This window comes from Vibrio sp., from assembly GCF_984391705.1.
The window spans coordinates 1-25,148 of record NZ_CFHWOM010000002.1 but is presented as its reverse complement, the minus strand read 5'-3'; the positions used below and the strand labels follow the sequence as shown (position 1 = coordinate 25,148).

General features: G+C 45.3%; 24 protein-coding genes. 13 read left to right on the top strand and 11 right to left on the bottom strand.

All coding sequences use genetic code 11. The features are described 5' to 3' along the window. Nucleotides 1-121: 121 nt before the first annotated feature. Both AC4MRV_RS02430 and AC4MRV_RS02425 read right to left on the bottom strand, forming a co-directional pair. Entirely contained in the window at nt 122-955 is an 834-nt protein-coding gene (locus AC4MRV_RS02430; protein WP_491185829.1) for an arginase family protein, read from the bottom strand. A gap of 4 nt (nt 956-959) precedes the next feature. Further along, nucleotides 960-1,685: an IclR family transcriptional regulator gene (locus tag AC4MRV_RS02425; protein WP_491185828.1), complete on the bottom strand. Its 726-nt coding sequence runs from the start codon at nt 1,683-1,685 to the stop codon at nt 960-962. Nucleotides 1,686-1,957: 272 nt separating this feature from the next. On the opposite strand from AC4MRV_RS02425, the gene AC4MRV_RS02420 reads away from it, so the two are divergent. Then, complete coding sequence (locus tag AC4MRV_RS02420) at nt 1,958-3,049, top strand: efflux RND transporter periplasmic adaptor subunit (protein WP_491185827.1); 1,092 nt, start codon at nt 1,958-1,960, stop codon at nt 3,047-3,049. Nucleotides 3,050-3,171: 122 nt separating this feature from the next. After that, entirely contained in the window at nt 3,172-3,786 is a 615-nt protein-coding gene (locus AC4MRV_RS02415; protein WP_491185826.1) for a TetR/AcrR family transcriptional regulator, read from the top strand. Nucleotides 3,787-3,797: 11 nt separating this feature from the next. On the opposite strand, the gene AC4MRV_RS02410 is transcribed toward AC4MRV_RS02415, so the two are convergent. Both AC4MRV_RS02410 and AC4MRV_RS02405 read right to left on the bottom strand, forming a co-directional pair. After that, on the bottom strand, nt 3,798-5,189 hold the full coding sequence (locus tag AC4MRV_RS02410) for a glycoside hydrolase family 1 protein (RefSeq protein ID WP_491185825.1): 1,392 nt from the start codon (nt 5,187-5,189) through the stop codon (nt 3,798-3,800). A gap of 84 nt (nt 5,190-5,273) precedes the next feature. After that, a complete protein-coding gene (locus AC4MRV_RS02405) occupies nt 5,274-6,212 on the bottom strand; it encodes a LysR family transcriptional regulator (protein WP_491185824.1) in 939 nt (312 codons plus the stop codon). A gap of 184 nt (nt 6,213-6,396) precedes the next feature. Here AC4MRV_RS02405 and AC4MRV_RS02400 point away from each other — a divergent pair, with 184 nt between their 5' ends. Next, the gene (locus AC4MRV_RS02400) at nt 6,397-6,822 is read left to right on the top strand and encodes a universal stress protein (protein ID WP_491185823.1); all 426 of its coding nucleotides are present in this window, start codon (nt 6,397-6,399) and stop codon (nt 6,820-6,822) included. An 85-nt stretch (nt 6,823-6,907) separates the two neighbouring features. Here the strand turns inward: AC4MRV_RS02400 and AC4MRV_RS02395 are convergent, their stop codons facing one another. Continuing rightward, nucleotides 6,908-7,456, bottom strand: coding sequence for a carboxymuconolactone decarboxylase family protein (locus AC4MRV_RS02395; RefSeq protein WP_491185822.1), 549 nt, complete (start codon nt 7,454-7,456; stop codon nt 6,908-6,910). Nucleotides 7,457-7,735: 279 nt separating this feature from the next. Here AC4MRV_RS02395 and AC4MRV_RS02390 point away from each other — a divergent pair, with 279 nt between their 5' ends. Further along, complete coding sequence (locus AC4MRV_RS02390) at nt 7,736-8,320, top strand: TetR/AcrR family transcriptional regulator (protein ID WP_491185821.1); 585 nt, start codon at nt 7,736-7,738, stop codon at nt 8,318-8,320. Here AC4MRV_RS02390 and AC4MRV_RS02385 read toward each other — a convergent pair. Next, nucleotides 8,317-9,093: an AraC family transcriptional regulator gene (locus AC4MRV_RS02385; protein WP_491185820.1), complete on the bottom strand. Its 777-nt coding sequence runs from the start codon at nt 9,091-9,093 to the stop codon at nt 8,317-8,319. The two genes, AC4MRV_RS02390 and AC4MRV_RS02385, sit on opposite strands and share 4 nt — an antisense overlap. A 101-nt stretch (nt 9,094-9,194) precedes the next feature. On the opposite strand from AC4MRV_RS02385, the gene AC4MRV_RS02380 reads away from it, so the two are divergent. Next, entirely contained in the window at nt 9,195-10,325 is a 1,131-nt protein-coding gene (locus AC4MRV_RS02380; protein WP_491185819.1) for a multidrug effflux MFS transporter, read from the top strand. 45 nt (nt 10,326-10,370) lie between these two features. On the opposite strand, the gene AC4MRV_RS02375 is transcribed toward AC4MRV_RS02380, so the two are convergent. Both AC4MRV_RS02375 and AC4MRV_RS02370 read right to left on the bottom strand, forming a co-directional pair. Then, on the bottom strand, nt 10,371-11,030 hold the full coding sequence (locus AC4MRV_RS02375) for an NAD(P)H-dependent oxidoreductase (protein ID WP_491185818.1): 660 nt from the start codon (nt 11,028-11,030) through the stop codon (nt 10,371-10,373). Nucleotides 11,031-11,059: 29 nt separating this feature from the next. Next, nucleotides 11,060-11,350, bottom strand: coding sequence for a putative quinol monooxygenase (locus tag AC4MRV_RS02370; RefSeq protein WP_491185817.1), 291 nt, complete (start codon nt 11,348-11,350; stop codon nt 11,060-11,062). A 253-nt stretch (nt 11,351-11,603) separates the two neighbouring features. Between AC4MRV_RS02370 and AC4MRV_RS02365 the strand changes: the two genes are divergently transcribed. Then, complete coding sequence (locus tag AC4MRV_RS02365) at nt 11,604-12,092, top strand: hypothetical protein (protein ID WP_491185816.1); 489 nt, start codon at nt 11,604-11,606, stop codon at nt 12,090-12,092. Here AC4MRV_RS02365 and AC4MRV_RS02360 read toward each other — a convergent pair. The 3 genes from AC4MRV_RS02360 to AC4MRV_RS02350 form a co-directional block, all read right to left on the bottom strand. After that, nucleotides 12,089-12,826 carry a hypothetical protein gene (locus tag AC4MRV_RS02360; protein WP_491185815.1) on the bottom strand — a complete coding sequence of 246 codons (738 nt, stop codon included), beginning with the start codon at nt 12,824-12,826 and terminating at the stop codon, nt 12,089-12,091. The genes AC4MRV_RS02365 and AC4MRV_RS02360 overlap by 4 nt on opposite strands. Before the next feature lie 75 nt (nt 12,827-12,901). Further along, the gene (locus AC4MRV_RS02355; protein ID WP_491185814.1) at nt 12,902-14,917 is read right to left on the bottom strand and encodes an alkyl sulfatase dimerization domain-containing protein; all 2,016 of its coding nucleotides are present in this window, start codon (nt 14,915-14,917) and stop codon (nt 12,902-12,904) included. Nucleotides 14,918-15,100: 183 nt separating this feature from the next. Further along, nucleotides 15,101-15,937: a LysR family transcriptional regulator gene (locus tag AC4MRV_RS02350; RefSeq protein ID WP_491185813.1), complete on the bottom strand. Its 837-nt coding sequence runs from the start codon at nt 15,935-15,937 to the stop codon at nt 15,101-15,103. 223 nt (nt 15,938-16,160) lie between these two features. Here AC4MRV_RS02350 and AC4MRV_RS02345 point away from each other — a divergent pair, with 223 nt between their 5' ends. The 7 genes from AC4MRV_RS02345 to AC4MRV_RS02315 all read left to right on the top strand — a co-directional run. Continuing rightward, nucleotides 16,161-18,152: a peptidase U32 family protein gene (locus AC4MRV_RS02345; protein ID WP_491185812.1), complete on the top strand. Its 1,992-nt coding sequence runs from the start codon at nt 16,161-16,163 to the stop codon at nt 18,150-18,152. 105 nt (nt 18,153-18,257) lie between these two features. Continuing rightward, complete coding sequence (locus tag AC4MRV_RS02340; protein ID WP_005473870.1) at nt 18,258-18,503, top strand: DUF3297 family protein; 246 nt, start codon at nt 18,258-18,260, stop codon at nt 18,501-18,503. Nucleotides 18,504-18,677: 174 nt separating this feature from the next. Further along, nucleotides 18,678-23,108, top strand: a complete 4,431-nt coding sequence (locus AC4MRV_RS02335) for an SslE/AcfD family lipoprotein zinc metalloprotease (protein ID WP_491185811.1) — start codon at nt 18,678-18,680, stop codon at nt 23,106-23,108. 153 nt (nt 23,109-23,261) lie between these two features. Continuing rightward, nucleotides 23,262-23,699: a GNAT family N-acetyltransferase gene (locus AC4MRV_RS02330; protein ID WP_491185810.1), complete on the top strand. Its 438-nt coding sequence runs from the start codon at nt 23,262-23,264 to the stop codon at nt 23,697-23,699. 33 nt (nt 23,700-23,732) lie between these two features. Continuing rightward, on the top strand, nt 23,733-24,233 hold the full coding sequence (locus tag AC4MRV_RS02325; protein WP_491185809.1) for a GNAT family N-acetyltransferase: 501 nt from the start codon (nt 23,733-23,735) through the stop codon (nt 24,231-24,233). 15 nt (nt 24,234-24,248) lie between these two features. Then, nucleotides 24,249-24,881 carry an HAD family hydrolase gene (locus tag AC4MRV_RS02320; RefSeq protein WP_491185808.1) on the top strand — a complete coding sequence of 211 codons (633 nt, stop codon included), beginning with the start codon at nt 24,249-24,251 and terminating at the stop codon, nt 24,879-24,881. Nucleotides 24,882-24,964: 83 nt separating this feature from the next. After that, nucleotides 24,965-25,148: ATP-binding cassette domain-containing protein (locus AC4MRV_RS02315; protein WP_491185807.1), on the top strand; the 184-nt coding region annotated here is incomplete at its 3' end.

Here is a 25,148-nt window from a genome sequence, read left to right as displayed (position 1 = left end):
CGTTCGCATTCAGTATTGGAAAGAGTCGAACAAAAGCGCGGGCAAAGAAGCATAAAGTGCAAACCCAAAAACTAAGCTGGCTGAGACGCCAGCTTTTGTGTATCTAGAGTAACGTAAATTTTTAAGCCGCTTTGTCGGATGTTGGGAACATTTCCGTGAGCTGATGAAGTACAGACTGAGTCTGCTTTGAAAACAAGTGCTTATCTTTGTAACCCACTAACTGAATTTGGCGTACTTTACCTGAGACCAAAATCTGTCTTAGCATCCGATTGACCATTTGCACATCCAAAGCACTCCCCCTTTCCAAACGCGAAACCGGATATAAACAAGCAAGATCAATGTTCAACACCACATCTTCGCAATGCGACAAGTAGGTAGCGAGCTGTTGCTTAACTTGAAAGCGATGACTAAAGCTGCACTCTGGTAGAGTCAACCAATCGCAACCAAGATCTTCTGCATACTCCAACGTACGTCCATCCAAGTTTGCGTTGTCAATGCCAAGGCAGAAGAGTCGGCACTCGTTGTAACGTGATAAAGCAAAATGAAAGGCTGAGCCTTGATCAGGCTCGAGCGACGCTTTCAGCTCAAACTGACGACCAATATGGATAATACCAAGCTCTTTACGTGGAGAATTGAGCAAAGGTAGGCTGTACAACAAACTTTCGCTGTTGTTTGTTAGCACGACGGGTAGCGTACTGGAACCAAGAAAACGCGAGAGATGCAATTGATATTTACCTGTAGGCTGGTCATTAAGATTGTAATGACCACCATTTAACCAATGAGGTTGGTCTAATGATACCAACCAATCGAACATCTCTTCTAAGCTTTGATCGGCTATCTCAAAATCCACTTGTTTCATTGGTTTTAGTCGTTCTGATACGGTGAGCAGAGCCAACCGATGTGACGATATCCCGGTGATACTATGTGTTTTATTACGTCGAAATAGCCCAAACATTGCGTTACCTTTCTGGGGGCAAAGCCCTCGCTGCTTGAAGAACATGCAAAATGATCTTTTGCTGATTCTGTTCCACTCTATGAGCTGGTGCCATGACTGAAATTGCGCCAACCAATTTCGTTCCTTTCATCACCGGTGCGCTGATCCCAGAAACACCTGGATCGATTTCCGATGTACTCAGGGCATACCCTTGGTTTCGGATCTGCTCTAGTTCCTGCTGCCACTGCGAAATCTGGTTGTATTCCCCAAAATAACGCAAGATTTTTTCACAGCGCTGAACTGGCATGTAGGCGAGCATCACTTTTGATGAGGCGCCTCGTAACAGAGGTTGACTTTGACCCTGGACGTAGCTGCAACGAAGCGCCTGCATACTCTCTTTGCGACTGACACACAGCGCTCGATACCCGACTGGCACCATATAAGCCGCCATTTCACCAGTCTGTTTTTGCAAGCGATTGAGAACAATGTCTACCGCATCTAAATCATGCTGGCTGGTTTCATAGCTGCGCATCAGCATTAAAGCTGCTGGACCTATGATCAAGGTTTTGTCAGACGGACTTTCTTCTATTAGGTTCCATTCTTTTAGCAATTTTAGGTGGCGATATAAGCTGCTTATTGGTGTTCCAACTTGCTCACTTAACTGTTTCGCCGTGACGGGTTCATCATTCACCGCCACTTGCATCAATAGTTGGAGAACCTTTTCATTAACTTGTCCACTACTCTGCTTCATAGAGTTCACGCTCTTGTTGTATCGCTATTACGGGTTGTTGATCAAATTGTATTCTTATCTAATAGGAATTAGTAAGCATAATTCTTTAGCTATTCTCGACATGCGAGAATTAAGCAAAATTCAATAATCTATAAATGATGCGTGTCTCATCGTTGAACACCCACAAAACTTTACTTAACGGTAAAGTTAAAATATTCTCTGTAAATATAATAATTTCAGCAGTCATATATAAATCCAATAAGCTGAAAAATAACAACAACACAGGGACAGACATGAAAAAACTCGCCCTTTCTATTGGCCTAACCTTAGCGCTTGCTCCAACTCTATTTTTTACCTGCCAACGTTCACAAGCTGGCGCAAATCAACACGCTACAGCCTATGTGGTTCAGTTTCCTATTGAACGTCAGGTAACACAGTTAACCGCATTGGAAGGAGAAATCCGACCGTCGAAATACACACAGCTCATTGCTGAGCAAAATGCCAAGATAGACACCATTTATGTTCAAGATGGTGAAATGGTGGCTAAAGGTGAGCCACTGTTCAGTTACGATGCTTCTCTCGCTGCTCTAGCGGTAAAAGCGGCAGAAAACGAATATCAGTTTGCTACGCGAAACATCATAGAGTTAACTCGCACTGCGCACGAAAATGACCCAAGAATAAATACTGCGGCCAGAGCAGTAGATAAAACTCGCAGTAACTTACTCAAAGCACAGAAGGCGCTAGCTTCGACAACTGTCTACGCCCCTTTTGCAGGTAAAATTGGACAAGTTCGTTTCAATACCGGCAATCTGGTCAAGGAAGGTGAGCTTATCTCCGAACTGGTTGCAACCGATACGATTGAAGTCCATTTTGAGGCACCGCCTGAGGTGCTCAATCGCTTCCGTCAGGTGCTCAATAGCCAGCCGGATACCATTCAAACGTCACTTGTGAGTGAAGATGGCGATTTCATTGACGGTAAACTTAGATACGTGGATTCTACCCTCTCATTAAATAGAGAGAACTTGGCTGCCTACGCCGTTTTTGACAATACGAAAGGAAAACACCTGATCGGTTCAAAAACAACCCTCTACTTAAACAGTCCAACGCAAAAAGCGCAGCTCTTTGTGCCAAAAGTGTCGATTCATACGACAGACGGAACTCCGACTCTGTTTGTTCTGGATGAAAAGCGAATTGTCAGACCAAAACAGATCACTTTAGCGACAATTAAAGAGAGCTATATTGGCTATACTCCAATCGCAGAGGGCATCAAACCAACCGACTTTGTTCTGACCACTCCCGATGCGCCTAAGCTTGTTGGTAAGAAGATTGACCCGATGGTAAACCTAGTTAACCAGCTCAACGAGATACTAAGTCGCACACCTTGATGGTAAAAGCAGCGAACGAGCAGAGAAAAGATGAAAAAACTCTCAAATAATCGCTTAACAGCTAGAAGTGACAAAAAACTATGGTAGCGTTGCAGCTTTCCCCATCCTGTATGGATAAAGGTATGGACAAACGAAGCCAACGTAGCGAGCGAACCAAGCTCAGCATTATTTTAGCCGCTATCGAGTGCTACAAAGAAATGGGTGTGCAAGGAGCATCACTGGACGTGATCGCTAAGCATGCGGGTTCGACTAAGCCTACGGTCTATTCTCACTTTGGCTCTAAAGAAAATCTCTACCAAGCTGTGGTTGAACACATCATGGAAGAAGAGAAACTGAATCGAACCTTGCCACCGTTCAATCCTGATTTGAGTGTACGGCAGCAGTTAATTGATATTTTCAGTCAGCAGCTTGAGCAAGTGATGAAATGTGAGAAACGTCGCTTGCTGGTCGCCATAACCATCGAAGCGATGTGCCAAGGTAAGTGTCACCTTAATCAGGTCGAGAGTATCAAAACATGCCCAATGGAAGCGTGGCTGGAGTCTGCCATCAAACATGGTGCGCTACCCAAACAAAACACGACAGAGCTGGCAACCAATCTTTGGGCCTTGGTCAAAGGCAGAACCTTTTTCCCTGTCTTTTTAGGAATGGCACCTGATGACCCTGCCGACAGACAACACAACCTTGAGTCGGCAATTGATTTCTTCCTTGCCTGCCAATCAAATAAAAAGGAGCCCTAAGGCTCCTTTCACTATTCTTTTAACGTTTTTCCCTGACTGCGAATGACATCTTGATACCAGTAGAAGCTCTTCTTACGTTTGCGCTCTAACGTACCACTACCATCATCATGACGATCCACATAGATATAACCGTAACGTTTACTCATTTCTGCGGTTGAGTTGGCCACCAAGTCAATTGGACCCCAGCTCGTAAAGCCCATTAGCTCAACCCCATCCAAAAGCGCTTCTCTTGCTTGGACAAGGTGATCATTTAAATAGGCAATACGATAGTCATCAATGATTTCACCTTCTGGGGTGACTTCATCTCGCGCTCCTAGCCCATTTTCAACAATAAACAATGGCTTCTGGTAGCGATCGTGTAAAAAGTTAAGCAATATGCGCAGCCCTTTTGGATCGATCAACCACCCCCACTGACTTTTCTCTAGGTAAGGATTTGGCACGCTATCTACGATATTTCCTACCTCTTTCTGCTTTGGATCCGCACTCGCACAACCACTGGCATAATAGCTAAACGAGATAAAATCGACACTGGCACTGGCGAGCTCTTCTACATCGCCAACACTCATATCAATCTCAATCCCTTGCTCTCGGAAATAGCGCAGCATGTATCCCGGATATTTACCTCGCGTTTGCACATCCCCAAAAAACAGCCACTTATTGTTCTCATGCATTGCTGCAATCACATCATCAGGGTTACAGGTATACGGGTAATTAATCGCACCAAGTAGCATGTTGCCGATTTTTGCATCTGGGATGATTTCATGACACACATTGACCGCTCTAGCATTAGCGACTAATTGGTGGTGAATCGCTTGATAGATAGCTTGCTCGCTTGCGTCTTCTTGCAGCCCAACTCCTGTAAATGGTGCGTGTAAAGACATGTTGATTTCATTGAACGTTAACCAAAGTTTGACCTTGTTTTTATAACGCTCAAAGACCGTTCGCGCGTAACGTTCGAAAAAGGTGATAAGCTCTCGGCTACCCCAGCCTCCATAGTTTTCCACCAAGGCATAAGGCATCTCATAGTGAGATAGAGTCACGAACGGCTGCATACCTCGCTCAGCTAACTCATCGAAAATATTATCGTAATAGGCTAGCCCCGCTTCATTGGGCTCTAACTCATCGCCGTTAGGAAAAATTCGTGTCCAAGCTATTGATAGGCGTAAGCAATTAAAACCCATTTCCTCAAACAACTGAATGTCGTCGGGGTAACGGTTGTAGAAGTCGATCGCAAGATCTTTAATTCCATCATTGCGCTCCACTCGTGTTTGATGAGGGCTTAAGATACCTTTCGGCAACATATCCGAGGTAGAAAGGCCTTTACCATCTTGGTCAAAAGCCCCTTCTACTTGATTAGCGGCAATCGCGCCGCCCCAAAGAAAATTATCCGGGAAGCTCGTCATAGCAACATTTCCATAAAACAACTGAATCTGGAAATGATTGTAGAACAGCTTATACGGAACAAATAAGGTTAGAGTAAGAGAGAATTATTTCCTAGTTTTGCTACAGTGAATAAGGCCTTTCTCTTCAAGCTGTTGGTGAATTTGCTCTGTTCTCTCTCTAAACATGTCCCGCAATAAACGAACAGTTGGCGTAATCGAGCGGCGGCTTGGGCAAACCAACCATAACTCGCTGATCGTTGGCTGATATTCGGGCATGATCTCAACAACATTACCAGCTAAGAGGTCATTCGACATATCAAGGTAGGATTTGATGGCAACACCTTTACCTGCCACACACCAACGGCGAACCAAATCCGCATCATTAGAGGCTCGGTTGCCCGACATCTTCACTTTGAACTCTTTGCCATCTTTGAGGAACTCCCATTCATCTTTAAGAACATCACGAAGTTGGTAAAACAGTCCATTATGTTGTTTAAGTTCTTCTATATTCTTAGGCTCACCATATTTTGCAAGATAGTCCGGGCTAGCACAGAGGATTTTCTTGATGTCGCAGATTTTGAAACCATACAGGTTGGAATCAGTAGGCGAGCCATATCTCAGTGCCATATCCACACCATCTCGATACAAGTCCACGTTGCTGTCACTCAAATGAGTACGAAGTGAGAGCTTTGGGTGCGCGTCAAGAAACTCATCTAACCAAGGTACAACAACGTTCCGTCCAAGATCGGACGAGAGTGAGATCCTGACTTCGCCATCGATCTCGCCCTGCTCTTCACGCATGGACTGTTTAGCTTGAGATAGAAGCTCCAAGGCTTTCTCACATTCCGGAAGATAACGTTCACCAGCGCTCGACAATCTCAACTGGCGTGTCGTACGAATGAATAGCTCGGAACCTAGCGTACTTTCTACCCTTTTCACCGCTGCACTCGCTGTCGCGGTTCTCATATCCAACGCTTTGGCAGCCCCAGTAATGCTGCGCATCTCAGCAACTTTCAACACCACATGTAAGTCTTCAAGCAACATATTATCTATTCCTATTTGACAATCACGGACAGATTACACTGCTTTAAATAGATATCTCAAGCTGACTAAGATCAATAACCAGTGAAATAGATTGAATATTTATGAATAGCGAGATCGATTCAGCACTCTTTTCGCGAAAGTAAGACTATTCTTTAGTTAGTGTTTTCAGTAAGAGGGGCTGGTTATGCATTACAAACATATCCTTGTCGCACTAGAGCTCTCGGAAGAAAGTAACATCCTTATCGAGCGCGCCGTTTTTCTCGCCAATCAACTTGATTCGCGCATCTCTTTTATTCATATCGACGGAACGCATGGGGAGATCTATCCTGATCTCGTCGACATTAAAGCGAATCCTGACTTGAGACCGTTAAACGAGCACACAATGGAACAACTTAAGTCATTTGATACCAATACCAATTACCCGATCACGCAGTTCATCGTCGGTACTGGAGATTTGAGCGACAAACTCCATGATGTAATCAGTGACAGCAGAATCGATTTGTTGATCTGTGGCCATCACCAAGATTTTTGGAGCCGGATAGTTTCATATTCACAGCACCTTATTAATAAATCTCCAGTCGATATTTTGGTTGTGCCTATCGAGGCATAAACTTCGAACGTGCAAAGGCCCACTCATCAAGTGGGCCTTTGACAATGTTATTGCTAACTTAATCTTTCACCAGTAATCTGCTGAATCAGTTGCCCCACGCGAATGGTTGGAACATAGGATCCAATGGCGTTTTCGCCACATGGTTTACATAGTTGCTGATCACTTTCTGTGACAAGCCTAAAATCACTTCTAATACTTGCTGCTGAGCATAACCGGCTGCATAAAACGCTTCTAAATCGGCCTGAGTCACATTACCTCGGCTTCGTACCATACTCAGGGTGAAATCATGCAGAGCTTGAAGTTTTTCTGTCGGTAATGCAGAGCCAGTGCGCAACGCTTCAGTAATCGCTCCATCCACTTTCATTGAATTAGCGATCAGGGTATGAGCTGGAACGCAGTAACGACATTCATGCTCAACATTGATGGTTTGCCACACGACAGTTAGCTCTTCATTATCAAATGAGCTGTTCACAAAATGTGTGTGAAGCTGGTTGTACGCTTTTAATGTTTCAGGTGCTTCCGCTAGCGTCGCTAACAGATTTGGGATTGCCCCCATGCTTTGTTTCGCACCCTGCAAAATCGCTTGTGCATCTTCTGGCGCTGATTCTAGTGTATGACGTTTGAACTCTTTCATTTCTCTTTTCCTTTCAAGTTTGATCTTTTGTTTTTGACTAGGTGATTCCCCAGTGAATGAAAATACAATAGATCCACTTGAACGATCGTTCAAGATTTATTTTGAACGATCGTTCAGATTGGTAATAAAGATTACGCTAAGCAACTGAAAGTATTTGGCTTATTTCTTTTAAAATTTTTTATCCTCCAGAAAAGTCCGCGAAAAAACATGACAGCTTTACCCTACAAAACAAAGTAACTATAATTTGAACTGTCGTTCAAAATAGAGTTTCAACAAAGTATGGGTAAAGCAGCTAAATTCGATCGTGAGCAAGTCATCAACCTAGCCACCGACCTTTATTGGCAAAAAGGCTTTCACGCCACCTCTATGCGAAACTTACAGGATGTGATCGATATGCGCCCTGGCAGCATCTATGCGGCGTTTGGCAGTAAAGATGGGCTGTTTAAAGAGGCTCTCAACAACTACACCCAAATGGGCATCGAGTTGTTAGCCACCTGCATTGAAGAGGCCTCTTCTCCTCTCGAAGGACTAAAAGTATTTGTAAAAAAAGTGGTTATCAATACCAAGCAAGATGCACCCAACGGGATGTGTATGTTGGCTAAAACAATTGCAGAATTGACTGACGAACATCAGGAGCTGTTAGAGAGAGCCCAGCAATGTTTTCAAAAAATGGAGCGGACTTTTGCTGAAGTTATCGGCCAAGCTCAGCAGCATGGAGAAATTGAGCAAAGCAAAGACCCAGTCAAACTAGCCAGGCATTTACAGATCCAAATTGCTGGCCTGCGTACCTATGCAAAAGCCGATGACAACGACGAATTGTTAGCGGAGATGATTGACGATATCTTCTCTCACCACCCCTTCTAGGGCCGTTCAGATTTGAGAAAGCTCAGCGGAGTCATACCCGTTTGCTTCTTAAAAAATGCAATGAAAGCACTGTCTGATGAGAAGTTGAGCCGATAAGCCACCTCTGTTACTTGCCGAGCCTGACACAGCCACTGTATCGCTTTAAGTAATCGCCACTGTTGCTTCCACTCTTGATACGTCATGCCTGTTTGAGTTTTGAAAAGACGTGTCAGGGTTTTGCTACTCGCGCCCACAGATTGCGCTAGAGAATTAAGTTCGGGTAACAAGTAATCTTCTTGATTCATTTCACGTAGCAGTCCCGTCAAGCGCTTATCTGACGGCAGTGGCAGGAAAAAAGATTGGCGTTTGGCTTGCTCAAACTCATGCCAGAACAGTTGGGTGTAGTAATGGCTCTGCTCTGGCTTTTTATCCCACGGCCAAAGTGCCATTGTGTTGATCAGCGACTTCAACAGTTCATTCACCTCAATCATCGCAATCTCTTTCAGGCAATGGAAATCCGTCGAATCAAAATAGAGTGAGCGATATTCAACCACATTGCTCATTATCGCTCGGTGCTCAACCCCACCCGGTATCCACACCGCTTTACTCGGTGGGAGTACGCAAATCGAACCCTGCAACGCAAAATGCATACAGCCTTGCGGAGCATATAGTAGTTGCCCCTTTTGATGTCGATGCATACCCGAGTCGTGCTTCCCAACAGCCGCAGCGATACCAACGACAGGTATTGCAATCTCATCAGGATCAAATTGCGTCTTTTCATCTATGATTGCCATAATGTCCGATTCTTGATGTTTTTGGTATTAATGTTGTTAATAGGAATAGAATAGTTCTCTCTATACTGCGTGCCAAGTAAATTACTCTATGAGGATAAATAATGGCGCGTAAACCGTCTTTGTGGCTAATGCTCACAATGCTGATGTTTCCCCAAGTGGTTGAGACCATCTACAGCCCGGCCCTGAATGGGATTTCCGAGGCATTTTCAGTGAGTGCCCATCAAGCATCGCAAACACTCTCCATCTACTTTGCTGCTTTTTCTTTCGGTGTGGTAACTTGGGGGATCCTAGCTGATAAATGGGGACGCAGAGCGACTATGATCGCAGGGCTCATCGTCTATGGACTATCAGCTCTCACGGCCATGCTGACGAATAGCTTTGCTTTACTCTTGTTCGCCCGAGCCACCAGCGCATTTGGTGTTGCTGTGGGCTCCGTCGTTACCCAGACGATGCTGCGCGACAGCTTTTCAGGGGAGGAGTTAGGTAAGGTGTTTGCGTTAATGGGCATTGGTTTATCCATCAGCCCCATTCTTGGTATGGCAACAGGTGGGTTACTCGTTGAACTAGGCGGCTATCAATGGGTGTTTGCCTCATTATGTGGGTTAGCCGTAGTTCTGCTCATCCTCAATCTGATCCGCTTACCAGAAACTCAAGTGACTCAACCGAAACTCAAGCTTTCTGAGCTTAGTAAAGCCATGATCAAAGATAGACGAATTTGGCAAGCAGCAAGCCTAGTCGCACTGTTTAACATCGCGCTGTTTGCTTATTACCAACTTGGTGGTTTTCATTTCAAACAAATGGGGCTCTCTGCTCAGCAATTTGGCTACAGTGGTCTCCTCCTTGGAGTAGGAACGTTAATAGGCAGCTTAGTAAACAAATCACTGCTAAAACGCGGAGTCACAACCAATGCAATCCTCAATATCGCCGCGAGTTTACTTGTCATTGGCGCCCTAGGGGTACTGGTTAGCATTAGTCACATTTGGTTTGTGGTGCCAATGGTGTTGGTAGTGATGTCATTTGGCATCGCAATTCCAAACATACTCAGCAATGCTTTGGTCGAATATAAACAGTACGTTGGAAGTGCAGGAGCATTATTTGGCTTACTTTACTATCTGATGATAGGTGGTGGGCTGGCACTTTCAGGCTTAGTGCAGCACCTTGGCTACGTGCTGTTAGCTTGTGCGATGAGCGTATCGCTGATGCGTTACTTTAATCAGCGCAAACCTAATTAAAAATAAGCCTGACTGTCTAGTCAGGCTTTCATTGTTATCGGTGAATTAGAGCACTTCAATCACATCATCCATGTGCATACGCGCTTTTGGGAGACCATGGTTGTAATCTTCCCCATCTTGGTGGTAGCCAATCGCCAATGCCACTTCACATACATGCCCATCTAACTCTTGCTCAAAGATCTGACCGATAAGCTCTGGGTCTACCCCTTCCATTGGCGTTGAATCAATACCAAGGCGAGCCAAGGTGTGCAGTAAGTTACCCAGTGCAATGTAGACTTGCGCTTTTGTCCAAGTGCCATTAAAGCCATTTTCGTCTGTATTCGCTTCTGCAAACCCGTATGCGCCATCAAGCATCATGTGGTAGCGATCTTCCGGTAAGTGGCCTGATGTCACTTCGGCATCAACACGCTTAGCGTACTTCTCTTTGGTGAATTTTGGATCGTAAGCCATGAGAATAGTGTGCGACGCTTCTTTAGCATGCGGTTGATTAAACTGATGCTTATTTGCAAACGTATCGTGGAAACGCTGTTTCGCATCGTCGCTTTCCAATACGATGAATTTCCAAGGCTGCGAGTTGATAGACGAAGCCGAAAGACGCAGCGCCTCTTTGATCACTTGGATATCATCAGCAGAAATGCGTTTCGTCGCATCGTATTTTTTAGCCGTGTAGCGAGTGTTTAGATCGTTAATAATTGGGTGTGTCATTAGATTGTGCCTCGGTCAAATTCAGTCAATTACGCAATGTGGGTCAGATGATTTAAAGTAAACACTTCAACAGCGCCATCGGTCGCTGCGCGATAAGCGGCAATATGCTCGCTTTGCAAGTGCTGTTGCAAAAGCTGTTGAGAGCTCCAACTCTCTAAAAAGACAAAATGAGCTGGATTATCGTTGTCCTGATGTAAGTCGTAGCGAATGCATCCTTCTTCCTTACGCGTCGGTTCAATCAGCTTAGTTAGCTCATTTTTTACCAATTCTATTTGGTCCTGCTTGGCAATAACATTTGCCACAATTGTTAATTTGCTCATCGACTTAGCCTTTACTTTCATCGTCAACTGCCACTAAAGAGCTGTGGTATTGGTTTTCTTGCTAGCGATATTAATCTGTCCATAAAGCCCGATAAACAGTCTAATCTTTGAATTATTATCAAACTATTTTTGATAATCGATTCATCGCTGCCACTGCACCTCACTCCTCTATACAACCGTTCGTCGCATAGCTAAACGGAACAAAAGAATCACCGTAATAATTGAAAGCTATTAAAAACAGAGGGAATTATCAATGGATACAGTTATTGCGTTGTTGCTATCACTGTTTGTTGTCATGCCAATCTTAACTTTGATGCACGAAATGGGGCATGCACTACCTCAGCTAGTACTTGGAAAGAAGATAACTGTGCGATTGGGGCAATGTGATAAAGGAAAGCAGTGGAAGTTGGGACGATTCACCCTTAAAAGCTCTCTCGCCCCTTTTCATTTAGGCCAGTGCGATATCTCACCGTCACTAAGTCCAAACATTAGAATCTTAGTATTGCTCGCCGGGCCAATGACGTCATGGATAAACTACCTAGTGTGCCAATTTCTACTTGAGTTTAATTGGCCCTACTTAATTAGTTATTGCCTGAACTTTGCTGTCACCTTTACATTTATCCAAGCGCTTATGACCACGATTCCCATGCGTTACCCTAAGTTTATGTCTGCGAACAACGTGAGTCATAGTGATGGTTTCCAAGCTCTGACAATTCTTCGCAGAGCCCGAAACACGGCTTAAAACTGATAGTTCATCTCGACGCGGAAGTCGGTACCATCAAGCACTTCGCCCCAATTCCAAAACGCGCGGATGTTTTGCCTCGGCGTTATTTGGTAGCCGATCGCTGCTTCGTTGACGAATCCATAGCTCTCTTGATAGCCGTCATTACCGCCAAGCTGAGTGGTGTACATAGGGTTGTAGTTAAGCCAAATGGAGTCGGTGATCTCGACTTTTCCGTACATGCCAACTAAACCGAATGATGACGGCACCGAGTAACCAGAGTCACTTTCATCAACAGTTAAACCAAGTCCCGCTAAAGGATAAAGCTGTACCGCACCCAGTTTAGGCAAAGCTTGGATCAAGCTGTAAGACGCATTACCCGCTCCTGCCTCAAAGTTCCAATTGAGATCTATTTGGTTGCCTCGCCCGTTAGTGGTATCAACATGGAAATGACGATAGCGCATCGAGTCAACCGAGTCAGTTGCCTGGCCTGATGTGCCCAGTAAATCACCACCAATGCCTTTTAACTCTAATACATGTTGAGCCATCGTATCTTCATGGCCAGTATCATAAGATTGGCCCAGCTTAATGTTGGCCCCTTTTGTGGTCCAACCCGCTCCTGCTTGAGTGTACACCGCCAAAGGATCACTCATGTCTTGAACTTCTTCTGCCTTAGCTTGTGGCGCTATGATAAGAGTGGCGAATATAACGGCAAAAGCAGCACGTGGAACGAAGGTGTTTTTATCAAATTTCATTTTTCTTACCTCATTTGATTTCCCAATAAAAGCAAGATGAGGCATCCCTGCCTCATCTGATATCCGATAATTGGGTTATCGAACGTGTAAGTAGAATGGAGAAAATACGTCAGTCACATCCACTAGGCGTTGCAGTTTGTTTAAGTCTCCTTTGACTGCTTTTGCAGATGAATCTTTAACACTCAAATCTTTGACCAAGAACAGGTGAACAAAATCAGCTTTCGATACTTTCACCGTTAAGTCGGCATTGTCTGCGTGCATCTTGTCGATTGCCATGGTGCGATTTGACACATTAATCAAGTAGCTCGCACCTTCAATATCAATATTGATAACGATGGTTTCATCAGCTTTTAGTTCTTCCGCTTTTAGACGAGTTGGGATTAAGCTAATCACATCATCGGTTGGCGCATCGACAAATTTGCTCGCATCACCAAAGAAGTTCATCGTATCGAGTACACCGTCAAGTTGACCACGTAGCTCAGCTGCACCTGTTAAACCCCAGTGACGCCAGCCTGGTACCGATTGCTCCCACGCCCAATTTTCCATCGCTTGTGCTTTCAGTTCACGAGCGCCCATGTCTTGGTGGTCAACACGGATGACATGAGTAAGCACTTGCATCGCTTCACCGTATTTTTGCTCTTTGATGAACTGCTCTGCCGCTTTCTTGATTTTCGCGTCACCGCCCATCATATCAACGTACATTTGCGCCATATCTTTATGAGCAGGCTTAGCAAACTCTGATGCGTCACCGTTAAACCAGCCCACATTACCTGCATAGATGTTGGCAACGTTTTGGTATTCAGAGCCACGCAGTGGACGCAAATAGTCATGATGTTTCAGCTCTTCTGGCAAACGGATAGAGTCTGACAGTTCATGCATAGTGTAGCCTTTGTTGATGAAACGCACGGTTTGGTCTTGCATGTAACGTAAGCTGTCTGCATACGCCTTCATCACATCTTCTACACGGTCAACCCCTACCGCCGAACGACCATGGTGCAAAGACAAAGCTGTCGGGTGGTAACGACGCATACGGTCGATAGAATCTGCCCACTCTAGACCATCACGGTACTCAGCGCCGCGAATAGTGTAGAGGTTTGGTAGCGTTTCACCTTGGATAGTATCGCCGCCAACCATGTCGCCAGTTTCGTGAACATAAAGTCCTACGCCATCTGGTGCTTCACCTGGGGTATGGAAGAACTCAAGCGTTAAACCATCCACTTCAAGAATCAACAAGTCATCAACTAAGATATTTGGCGCAAAGAAGTTCTTATTCTGAGAGCGCATAATCACTTCTGACGGATAGCCTACGCCCTGATTCACACCTTTATCGTACTCGTTGTCACGCTGTAGGAATGCGCCAAATGCATAGCCGGTACGAATTGATTGTTGGTTGAGGTAAATACCGGACTCTTCGTTCATTTTGCGTTGAAAATCGGCATGAGCAATCACGTTGATTTCACCGGCTTCAAAACGCTCACGAGTCGTTAAACCTTCACTACCTGCCCACTGATCTGGGTGGTGGTGTGTGTAGAAAATAGTATGAACTTCACGCTTATCTCCTGTTGCTTGGCGATAAGCCGCTAACATAGCTTCTGCTGTCTCTTTTGCCGAACCAGCATCAGCAATAATCAAGCCTTCATCACCTTGAATAAAGGTAATTGACGCGCCTTCAAAACCATAAGCGTTGTACATGCGATCGCTAAGTTTGAAGATAACAGGCTGTGTCAGGTGCTGTTCCATCTCAGCAAGTTCTGGGTGAATTTTGCCCTCTTTCAATGCCGCTTGCATGTTTTCTTCTGAGTACTCAGGCGTAAACAGTGGCTCACCACGCCAGATTATTTCAGGGAACTGCCCAGAGACATCTTTATCAGAAAGCTGAACATAGCTGTTTTTCTCTGCTGAGAACTTAGGCTCAACAAACTTCACGCCATTTTTTACTGGGTCGTAGTTATCTGAAATGATGATGTTGTAATCACTGATATCGAACGCGTGGCTGTGATCGCCATGAGTCAAACGCTCTGAAGCGTCATGAGAGTGTGCAGATACGCCAAAAGCAACCAAGATAGATAAAGCAACGATAGACTTTTTCATAGTATTACCCTGAAACAATAGTTTTGGATTAATCGATTCGGGCGTCCTTACCAATTCACTTCAAATCCGTCTGTTCTGTTGATGGGGTAATACTAAAAGGGAAAGGTATGGTTAACCATTGACCAGTGACTATTCAATTCATAGCTTTTATCTATATATTTACTAGTGACATAAAAAAGCCACTCAACTGAGTGGCTTTTTTAAGTGCTGTTTAATGCTCTCCCGGGCATCCTTATGGGCTTTATTGGCCAGATTCCGGCGGTGATAGATGAGTTTAAGTTGATAAGGACGAATAGGAAATGGAGGCTCCAATACTTTGAGTCCAAGCTCCTGCGCTAAACCAAACATGCTTTCAGTGACAATACAGATTGCATCTGTGTTCCTGACACTCAGTAGTAGATTCGATGGCCCACTCACTTCACGGACAATTTTACGTTGAAAGGTCTGTTCCGTGCGTGCTTCTAGCGCACCAACATTGCGATCTTGTAGCCGCAAACGAATATGATCGGCGCGTTCAAAGTGCTCCATGCTCAATGCCTTACCAATAAACGGATGATCTTGGCGACAAGCAAAGCCAATTTGATACTCTCGAACCTCTTCCGTTACAAAGGTATGATCGTCAACAGTGATATCGTCAAACAACATATCCACTTCGCCAGAGCGAATCTTATCCAGCATGCGATATTCAATCGCTGGGCTTTCGGTCAACAGTACGCCAGCCATATTAGGCAATGACTGGAGAATGATCTCTGGGCCACAAACCACCAGCTCTCTTGGCATATACAGCGCTTGCTCAAGTTGCTCCATTATTGGCCGCACTTGATACGCAAGCGAATCTGCCGCTTCCGTCGGTTGAATGGTGCGGCCGAGTTTAACGAACAGCGGTTGACCGTAACTCTCTTCAAACTTTTTGATCGCACTGCTCATGGAAGGTTGAGTCATGTCCATATGCTCTGCCGCCTTGGTAATACTGCCAAAATCATAAACGGCCAAGAAATGCTTGATAAAGTTAAGGTTCATAATAACGACGGTCTGCACTCTCAAAATGGGGATACGTACACCATACACTTTTAACAAAATAATGCTTAAACAAAGTTATTAGCTATGATTTACCTCTCATTGGTGCACTTAAAGGAAACAAAATCTTATTGACCCAGATTAATAAAAAGTGAACTAGAGCTACATCACATTTTTGAACCCCGTAGAATGCGTGCTCACGTTCATGTTGAGTAAGAGATAAATAGTGACACGCGATCAATTCGAGTTATTAGCCCCGGGCGGCGATCTAGATTCCATCAAAGCCGCTATTGCTGCGGGTGCAGATGCCATTTATTGTGGCCTAGACCGCTTTAATGCACGTAACCGCGCCACCAACCTCACCTTAGATAACTTGAATGGCGTGTTGCAGCTTGCTCATCAGCACGATTGTAAGATCTTCCTTACCTTGAATGTATTGATTCTAGAAAGCGAAATCCCAGCCATCGTGCGTTTACTTAGCCAACTTAATACCACCGCTATTGATGGTGTCATCGTGCAAGATCTTGGCTTAGCCTACATCCTTAAAAACTACTTTCCCGACTTGGATGTTCATGCCTCTACCCAGCTCAATACACACAATGAAGGTCAGATCCTGTTTCTTAACCAGCTAACAGCCAGCCGTGTAAACCTCTCACGTGAATTGAACATCAGTGAGATTAAGCATTTGGCTCAGTTTGGTCGTGAACATGATGTGATGATGGAAGTGTTTGTTCATGGCTCTTACTGTATTGGTTTCTCTGGCATCTGTTACATCAGCTCGGCGCGCAACGGCGCTTCAGGCAACCGTGGTCGTTGCAGTCAGCCTTGTCGTGAGCAGTACGAAACCACCAAAACAGGTAACAGCTACCCTCTCAACATGAAAGACAATTCAGCGTTTGGCGATTTAGAAGCGCTTGCCGATGCGGGCGTGTATTCGTTGAAAGTGGAAGGCCGAATCAAGAAGTCCCATTATGTTTACACCGTGGTCGATAACTGGCGTAAACAGATTGATCGCTTATGCGATGGTGTGGAACTGTCGAACGACACCACTGAGCTTTACACCGTTTTCAACCGTGATTTCTCCAACGCGTTTTTGCAAGGCGACTTTGGTAAAGCGATGTACATCGACAACCCTCGTGACCACGCGGTGAAACATTTCTCTAAGATCTACAAATGCGAATCCGCTGATGATGTACAAGGCGTGAAGAAAAAGCTCTACGACGACAAAACCGCAATCATTGAGAAGGTTGCAGAGAAGACGCAAAACTTTGACGTAACCTCAACGCAAGCCTCTGGCAGTAGCCTAAAGGGTGCGATTGATGTGCCGACTTTACCAACGCTGCCCGAGCCACTAGTGCGTGAAGGCGCTCCGAAGCTATCGGTATTGATTTCATCAGTAGAAGATACCGCACTATGCGAAGACAGCAACGTCGATGTCTACTTCCAGCTACCAATGGGATTGGCGGGTGAACTGAATGCGATGATTGAGTTGTTCCAAGCAAACCCAAGATTGAAACCTTGGTTCCCTGCGATTTTGATTGGTGACGATTACCAAGCCGCACGTGCATTCTTACAAGCCGTGAAGCCAGCATTGTCGATCACCAATAACTCTGGTGTGGGCATGTTGGCTCAAACGCTAGGTTTAGGTTGGGTTGCAGGCCCGCAAATGAACACGGTGAACTCGTACTCGTTCAAATGTTTGCAACAAGAGTTCGCCGCAAGCGGTGCGTTTATCTCTAACGAGCTGAACATGAAGCAGATGCGCCACATTAAGCGACCACACAACATGCGCAGCTACTACAGTATTTATCACCCAAATACACTCTTAACCAGTCGCCAATGCTTGTTCCAACAAACCGAAGGCTGCCGCAAGATCAAAGTAAACAAAGGCTGTTTGAGGCGCTGCGACAAACGCACATCCATCATCAACCTAAAAGACAACCCGTACGTGGTGCAAAAACAAAAAGGCAGTCATAACGCTATCTACAGCGAGTACAACGTACTCAATCTGCAAGTGCTGCAAGATTTGCCGCAGCTGTTGACTGACGTGCTGATTGACCTGCGCGATATCCAAACAGAAACCAGAGTATCGATGAGTAAGCCAGAGGTTGTCGATGCATTTTTGCTTGCGCTACAAGAACCAAACTCAGAGCGTGCCCAAACGCTCAACGATATGATTCACCCTACGGCAAACGCACAGTATTTAAAGGGTTTGTAGAAAAAGCTTTGCTCGCTTCTAATTCGCGTCATTTGATGGCTTGAACCAAGACCAAGCTATGACTACAATGGCGCACTTTTTCTACGGACTTCAAGGTCACAAAAAATGACAGATACAGCTAAACCAGCTCTACCAGATCGCCTATCAGGCAACCCACGTAGCCCATTCTTTGTAAAAGAGTGCTTCGATCACCAGATCGGTATTCGCTTTAAAGGCAAAGAGCGTACAGACGTTGAAGAGTACTGCGTGAGCGAAGGCTGGGTAAAAATTGCTTCTCCAAAAGCAAAAGACCGTTTCGGCAACCCTATGCTTATCCAACTTAAAGGCGAAGTAGAAGCGTACTACATCTAAGTCTGACTTAGCCTAATCTAACGAAAGCCACTCAGTTGAGTGGCTTTTTTATTTGTCGCAGAAAGCCATCTTTTCAAACCATAAAGATCTTTACTTGTGAGGATTAAAACATTTGATAAATATAGATAAAATAAGCACTTAGAATACTGGCTCACGTTATAAAACCAGTAGATTATGAAAAGAACCTTACTTGCACTTTCGATAGCCACCATCACCATGGCAGGCTGTCACGACAAAATCACCATAGACGACATTCCTGTCTCGCCTGATCCCCAACCACCAACAGAAACCATTCCTCCGACAGATATCATCCCTCCTGTCACTTACATCGGCTCACTGCTTGCTTCAGGTCAAACGGTATCGGGAGAAGTGGAGTGTAATGGCAGTGTTCTTAGCCAAGGTACGTTTGAAGTTAAACAAGGGACCTCGTTCACTTGTACTTTGGGGCATGTCCCACTCGGTGAATTTAGTGCACCTTTCCCGGGTGATTCGCGCAACACCGCATTCAATGACAACATCACAACGTCGTTTGATTTAAGTAAGTTGCATGGCCAAAACGTAACCAAAGTCCTTCAATCGATCGATGCCTGTGACAGCAACAATGAAATCTGCCTTAACGAATTAGACGCTTTCGATATTGAAAATGTTTATCAGCACCTTAATGACAATCAAGTTGTTGATGACTACTTAGACGAAAAGAAACAAGAGTCGACAGATGAAGTGGATAAAGCGCCAAGCTCTCACGTCGATGAAGATGTCGTGCCAGCAGTCGATCCAGACGCAAGTAACAACCTGAACTCTAACTTTGTTTCTGCATCTGCGGAAGAGAGTTACGTTTATAAACCAAGCACCGAAGGTAAAGTGCTGACGCGAAGCAAGCTAACGGATGAAAACGGCCAAACTATCAGTGGTATCAGTTATTTCTCAGCCAACTCCACTGGCATCACGGACGAAAATGGCGAATTCGAATACTTGTGGGGCGATACCATCACATTCGGTATCGATACGTTTGAATTTGGCAAGCTAGCAGGCAACCAAATCGACTATAAACTCACGGATGTCACCGATAATCAGGTGGTAAAAGCCAACATCCAATCGCTACTTGATCGTTACGCCACGTCTAACGCAAACAATTTGGAAATTAGCGATAAGGTGCAACAGACCTTTGCTCGCTATCCAAATGTCATCAACGAACTCATTAATCTAAGCCTACCGAATGGCGGCATTATTGACGGTTCTGATTTTGCGCTACCTAACGAATTTGAAGCCCAGTTTAGTAGCGGGCTAACCGCAGATATTGATGGAGAGCTCAATCAAACCACACTATTTAGCAGAGCTTTCCACCAGCCAACGGTGCTTACCTTGGACAGTGGTAAATACGTTACTGATTCCTTGAATGCTATCTTTCGCAACGTAAATACCTTCCATGTATTCAATGACAATGGCAGCTTCTATGGAGCAACGGGTTACACTCGCGGTATGCGTACCCTCAACCTGTCTAACCGTGCTTTCCCAATCATGATGCCTCGCGCGGACAAAAACCGAGAACTCAATTTTGGCGAGCCACAAGCTTGGACACGCGAGGGCAGACCATACATTGCTGAGCATCCAACCATAGACATGCCAGCGATCCCAACCGTGTCTGAAGACAATGCAACTTACGGATTTCCATTCGTCACAGCGGGTGAAATTGGCCAAGGCAAAGTGGTATTTATGGGTAATGGCTTGTACCCAAGCATATTGTCGTGCCCTGAGAGTTATTGGACAGATCGCGCCTTAAAGATCGATAGCAAAACACAAACATGTTCTATCAACGGCGCAGTGAATACGTTGCATGACGATAACGGGGCAATGAAGCGGTTCTTCTCTAACCTGTTCCAATGGTTTAACAAAGGCGAATCGGTAGCCGGATTAAACATTGCGACCAACATAACCAAAGCGTACGCCGCACACCATAACTCACAGTCGGGTTTAGAATACGACTTCTTTGTTAATCCAGAATTTGGCTTTGGCGCCGTGACCACCTTGGGTAAAAATGGACTCAGCGGGCTTGATGCAAAGCAAACACCTATCCTGTTGCTGCAGGCGTATCCAAAACGCATCATCGGCGACGGTATGACCCACCAGTTCGTTGCAGACTTAGACAACCCAAATCTCAGCCAGAGCGACATTACGGCATTGATTAAGTACATCAACAACGGCGGCAACGTGCTGTTTATGGAAGCACTGCAAACCGCAAACCCTGAGCCAATTGGCCGCCTAGCGGACGCTGCCGGTATATCCGTTGGCGGGGAAAATGTGACGCCAACCAACCAGGCTTTCTGCGGCTCGTCATACTATTGCCAAAGCATGTACCCAAATCTACATGTTAAAAGCCAACACGATATGGTGGTGTTAGAGCGATTCCAAGATGTGGATGGCAAACCACCGTTTACCGTCAACCAAGATGGCAGTGTTGAATGGATCAAAGATGAAACCAAGATCAAGTTCGAAATTCCGACTTATGAAGTGGTTAAGCTGGATGTAAACGGCAAGCCTGTTCTGGATGATGAGGGACAAATAGTCAAAATCACTAAGCACGCTCGTATTTTTGTTAAAAACGAAGCAGAACGCTTAGCCGCCATTGAAGAGCTACAAACCGCTTTTGAGGGGACACCCGTTTGTAGTAACGAGTATCAATACGAGTTTAACTGTATTGAGACACGCCAAGGGGATGGCGTCACTGTTCGAGGTAACTACTATCGTGCCGATTTCGACCGTTATGAGGTCAGCCCATCGGTTATTAGCAGCATGGTTAAAGCCGCGAATCTAGGGGCAAACTTTACCGCTCTGTACAACCACGAGATCTATTACCGAACTAAAGGTAAACAGGGTGTGCGTTTATCAAGTACAGAGTTAAACCAAACTTACGACAACCTCTCTATCTGGATGTGGAACGACAACCCATACCGCTACGAGAGTAATATTCAGGACGAACTTGGCTTTAAGCAAGCCGTTCAGTTCCTCAACTGTTATACCGATGGCAAACATCAGCCAAACTCTGGCGAAGCAAACTGCCCCGTTGATCTAAAGGCATCGCTGGTTGCAAACAACATGCTTCATGGTGAAGGTGAGCTTGCAGGACAACTCAACCCTAGCTACCCCCTTAACTACATGGAAAAACCTCTGACTCGTATTATGTTAGGGCGTTCATTCTGGGACTTCGACATTACGGTAGACACCACTCAATACCCAGGGAAAACGCCGAGCTTTGGTGGCAATGAATCAATCAATATCCAAACCGACGGGCAAGCGGTCTCCTACTCGGCAGGCAACCGACAATCCACAGGTCTATGGGCACCTCAGTTGCAAGACGTTTCTGTAAGCGGCGGCGTAGCAGCAACCATTACCGTGATGATGGCCGATGATTTAACGGGTAAACCACGCCATGAAGTAAGCTTGAAACGCCCGCCGAGAATGCAAACAAGCTATCACTATGATGGTTCAACGTTGACCTTCAAGGCTCCATACGGTGGCTTGATCTATGTTCAACCCAAAGAAACTGAACTGGGTGAAGTCTCCTTCAATTTCGAAGGCGTAGAAAAAGCAGCGTGGTGGAAAGAAGGCGAGTGGATAAACTCTCCAGATTTCGCAACAGCACCGATTGCCGAAGTAGATACAGGTTCATTCATCTACACCACGGCGGTTAAAAATCTAGAAAGCCTAGATTTGGCTAAATTTGCCAAGGAGATGAACCGCTTCGCAGATGCGGCAAGTGACTTCTATGGCAGGGATGAGACCACGGCAGACGGCCTACATCGCCGCTTCACCTATCCAGAGCTCAAAGAGTTTCGACATCGATTCGTCAATGACGTGCAAATTTCTATCGGCGCCGCTCACTCGGGCTACCCAGTAATGAACTCTGGTTTCAATGCCAATAGCACTAGCGTTCCGACCAACGCAATTGATGACTGGCTGTTATGGCATGAAGTCGGTCACAACCTCGCTGCCGCACCTTTCACGGCTGCTGGCAGTACAGAGGTAACCAACAATGTGCTGGCCCTTTACATGCAAGAGCTTGAAGGTCGCAACAACAACCCAGAGATGGATCGCATTCGCACCGACATCAAAAAAGCACCAATTTGGCTAAGCTCTAACAATGGACACGCTTGGTCTCATGGTGATGCGGGTATGCGTTTGGTGATGTTCGGTCAACTGAAAATCTGGGCTAAACACCATTTCAAAATCGACGACTGGTACCCAGACGCCGAAAAACCAGCGGTGTATGGCAGCGATGAAGGCTGGAACATGTTCAAGCTAATGCACCGTAAAGCGCGTGGTGATTCGCAGGGAGATGAAGGCAAAAACTACTGCAGTTCTTCAGAAACCGGCTTGTCTGGCGGGGACTTAATGATGGTATGTAGCTCGTACGTATCAGGTTACGATTTGAGTGAATTTTTCAACGCATGGAACGTTGGTGAAACCTCAATGACCAACCCTGATGGTCATAAAGTGTATCAAGGCGGTATCAGCCAAGCAGCCTTAACTATGCTGGAGATACTCAAGCTAAGTAAGCCGCAAGCGTCGCCACTTACAGTAAACTCACTCGACTACGCTCCAAACTAAGCAGCAGTCATCTCAGTAAAATGCACAAAGCGCATGTTAGTCTCTCGCCTACATGCGCTTTTTCTTTTGGTCAGATTTCAAACAAAATTTGTTTCGCAAACTCAATGATGGCAGTATGCACCTAAATGAGTATTGAGATTTACGGACGAAGATATGAAGCTTACATTGAGAAAAGCGCTCCCCTCAGATTTGGACTTTCTGATCAATCTACGCCATGCAACCATGCGTGATTACCTCGAAGATGCCGGTATGCCAACCACTTACGAAGCGTATGTAGACCGAATTCAATACAAATTTGATTGCGCACAGATCATCATCCTTGATGACACTCCGATTGGGTTATTTAAAACCGAGTACCAAAAAGAACAAAACTTGTGGTACCTGATCCAAATTCAAATCCACCCAGGCTATCAGAACTTACAAGTTGGTAGCCAACTCATCTACTCATTGATAGAAAAAGCAAAAATAACCAATGCAGTGGTTGGTTTGAGCGTTATCAAAACCAATCCTGCTTACAAGTTGTATCAACGACTGGGTTTTGAGAAAGTAGGTGAAAACAAATTTGAGCACGAGCTAGAACTCTATCCATAGCCCAGCGCTCTAGCAGTAATGATAAGGACATCTATGCTCTCCACTCAGCACCTAATTCTCAAACCCGCAACAGAAGGTGATCTTGATATCTTCCTAGAGATTCTAGGCTCAGATGCTTTAACCAAATACCTTCCCAAAGGCAGCGCGTACACGGAAGATGAAATTAGGTTATACACTGACAAACGCCTTGCTCATTGGCAGCATGGCTATGGCACCTACATCATTTATGAAAAAGCAGAACCTAGCATTAAGCTTGGGTATGTTGGTGTAGAGCAATGCGCCGATCCAAGGTTTAGTGATGTGCGATACGCTATCCTTCCCAGTTATCAGGGCAAAGGTTATGTATTTGAAGCCGCCAACGCCGTGATTTCAGAAACCTTCAAGACCCAACCGCTAGACAAGATTTATGGTGTCGCCTTAAAGCAAAACTTAGCCTCATTGGCGATCATAAAAAAGCTGGGAATGACAGCAGATCCCAATACCGGACTCTATGGCGAGTTTGACGATCTTTTGACTTACTCCGTCGCCCGATAATTAAAGGAGTCCGCTATGAACCATGTCATGCTAGATATTGATGGTACGCTGATTCAGTCCTATGAGCTCGATGAGCAATGTTTCGTGTCCGCGGTACAAGAAGTCACAGGTATAACCCTTTCGAGCGACTGGGAGGCTTATCCCCACGCTACCGACAAAGGAATTCTACAAACCTTTGTCGAAAGACAGGCTCCCCACTACTCTTTCGAAACGTTAGAACGTTTAGTAAAACCAGTCTTCATTCGCAATATCACAAATACGCTACGAGATGAGCCAGCTAAAGAAATCCCAGGTGCCAGAGATTTTGTTTCTTATCTACTGCAAAGCGACCAACACATAGTGTCAATCGCCACAGGCGGCTGGGGAGAAACCGCTAAACTCAAGTTGGAGTCAGCGGGATTCAACCCGAATGGCTTAGTGATAGCCTCTTCTAACGATCATCACTCCCGCACTCAAATTATGCGCGTGGCGCAATCTAAGGCTGACCAAAGCGCTGAACTGCCCGTGACCTATTTTGGTGACGCGAGTTGGGATGTGAAAGCATGCAAAGAGTTGGGAATAAACTTAGTCATCGTCGGCAACCGCACTCAACATCACCAGCAAATCAATAACTTCTCATGCCTACATAGTGTGCTACGTTATCTTTAAACTAACATCGATTGTGACTCACTTTTCTTTAAAGCCAGTATAAGAGTTTTTGATCGCCACACTTGAAAGAGTCAGGAGAGGAAATGGAAAGCCCACTTGTCACACTTAAACACGCCAGCAAAAGTTTTGTCGATGGCAAAGAGACACATCGCGTGCTGGAAGAGGTCGACTTTACGTTGAACACAGGAGCGAGTGTCGCTCTGACGGGCGCAAGTGGTAGCGGCAAAAGTACCTTACTCAATGTCATCGCTGGCTTTGAGCCACTTT

Coding starts and splice junctions, on each gene's coding strand:
- AC4MRV_RS02380 (WP_491185819.1), top strand. CDS start 9,195: ATGGCGCGTAAACCGTCTTTGTGGCTAATGCTCACAATGCTGATGTTT.
- AC4MRV_RS02410 (WP_491185825.1), bottom strand. CDS start 5,189: ATGACGAGCTTCCCGGATAATTTTCTTTGGGGCGGCGCGATTGCCGCT.
- AC4MRV_RS02395 (WP_491185822.1), bottom strand. CDS start 7,456: ATGAAAGAGTTCAAACGTCATACACTAGAATCAGCGCCAGAAGATGCA.
- AC4MRV_RS02400 (WP_491185823.1), top strand. CDS start 6,397: ATGCATTACAAACATATCCTTGTCGCACTAGAGCTCTCGGAAGAAAGT.
- AC4MRV_RS02425 (WP_491185828.1), bottom strand. CDS start 1,685: ATGAAGCAGAGTAGTGGACAAGTTAATGAAAAGGTTCTCCAACTATTG.
- AC4MRV_RS02320 (WP_491185808.1), top strand. CDS start 24,249: ATGAACCATGTCATGCTAGATATTGATGGTACGCTGATTCAGTCCTAT.
- AC4MRV_RS02325 (WP_491185809.1), top strand. CDS start 23,733: ATGCTCTCCACTCAGCACCTAATTCTCAAACCCGCAACAGAAGGTGAT.
- AC4MRV_RS02390 (WP_491185821.1), top strand. CDS start 7,736: ATGGGTAAAGCAGCTAAATTCGATCGTGAGCAAGTCATCAACCTAGCC.
- AC4MRV_RS02350 (WP_491185813.1), bottom strand. CDS start 15,937: ATGAACCTTAACTTTATCAAGCATTTCTTGGCCGTTTATGATTTTGGC.
- AC4MRV_RS02335 (WP_491185811.1), top strand. CDS start 18,678: ATGAAAAGAACCTTACTTGCACTTTCGATAGCCACCATCACCATGGCA.
- AC4MRV_RS02365 (WP_491185816.1), top strand. CDS start 11,604: ATGGATACAGTTATTGCGTTGTTGCTATCACTGTTTGTTGTCATGCCA.
- AC4MRV_RS02330 (WP_491185810.1), top strand. CDS start 23,262: ATGAAGCTTACATTGAGAAAAGCGCTCCCCTCAGATTTGGACTTTCTG.
- AC4MRV_RS02340 (WP_005473870.1), top strand. CDS start 18,258: ATGACAGATACAGCTAAACCAGCTCTACCAGATCGCCTATCAGGCAAC.
- AC4MRV_RS02415 (WP_491185826.1), top strand. CDS start 3,172: ATGGACAAACGAAGCCAACGTAGCGAGCGAACCAAGCTCAGCATTATT.
- AC4MRV_RS02405 (WP_491185824.1), bottom strand. CDS start 6,212: ATGTTGCTTGAAGACTTACATGTGGTGTTGAAAGTTGCTGAGATGCGC.
- AC4MRV_RS02355 (WP_491185814.1), bottom strand. CDS start 14,917: ATGAAAAAGTCTATCGTTGCTTTATCTATCTTGGTTGCTTTTGGCGTA.
- AC4MRV_RS02370 (WP_491185817.1), bottom strand. CDS start 11,350: ATGAGCAAATTAACAATTGTGGCAAATGTTATTGCCAAGCAGGACCAA.
- AC4MRV_RS02375 (WP_491185818.1), bottom strand. CDS start 11,030: ATGACACACCCAATTATTAACGATCTAAACACTCGCTACACGGCTAAA.
- AC4MRV_RS02420 (WP_491185827.1), top strand. CDS start 1,958: ATGAAAAAACTCGCCCTTTCTATTGGCCTAACCTTAGCGCTTGCTCCA.
- AC4MRV_RS02385 (WP_491185820.1), bottom strand. CDS start 9,093: ATGGCAATCATAGATGAAAAGACGCAATTTGATCCTGATGAGATTGCA.
- AC4MRV_RS02430 (WP_491185829.1), bottom strand. CDS start 955: ATGTTTGGGCTATTTCGACGTAATAAAACACATAGTATCACCGGGATA.
- AC4MRV_RS02360 (WP_491185815.1), bottom strand. CDS start 12,826: ATGAAATTTGATAAAAACACCTTCGTTCCACGTGCTGCTTTTGCCGTT.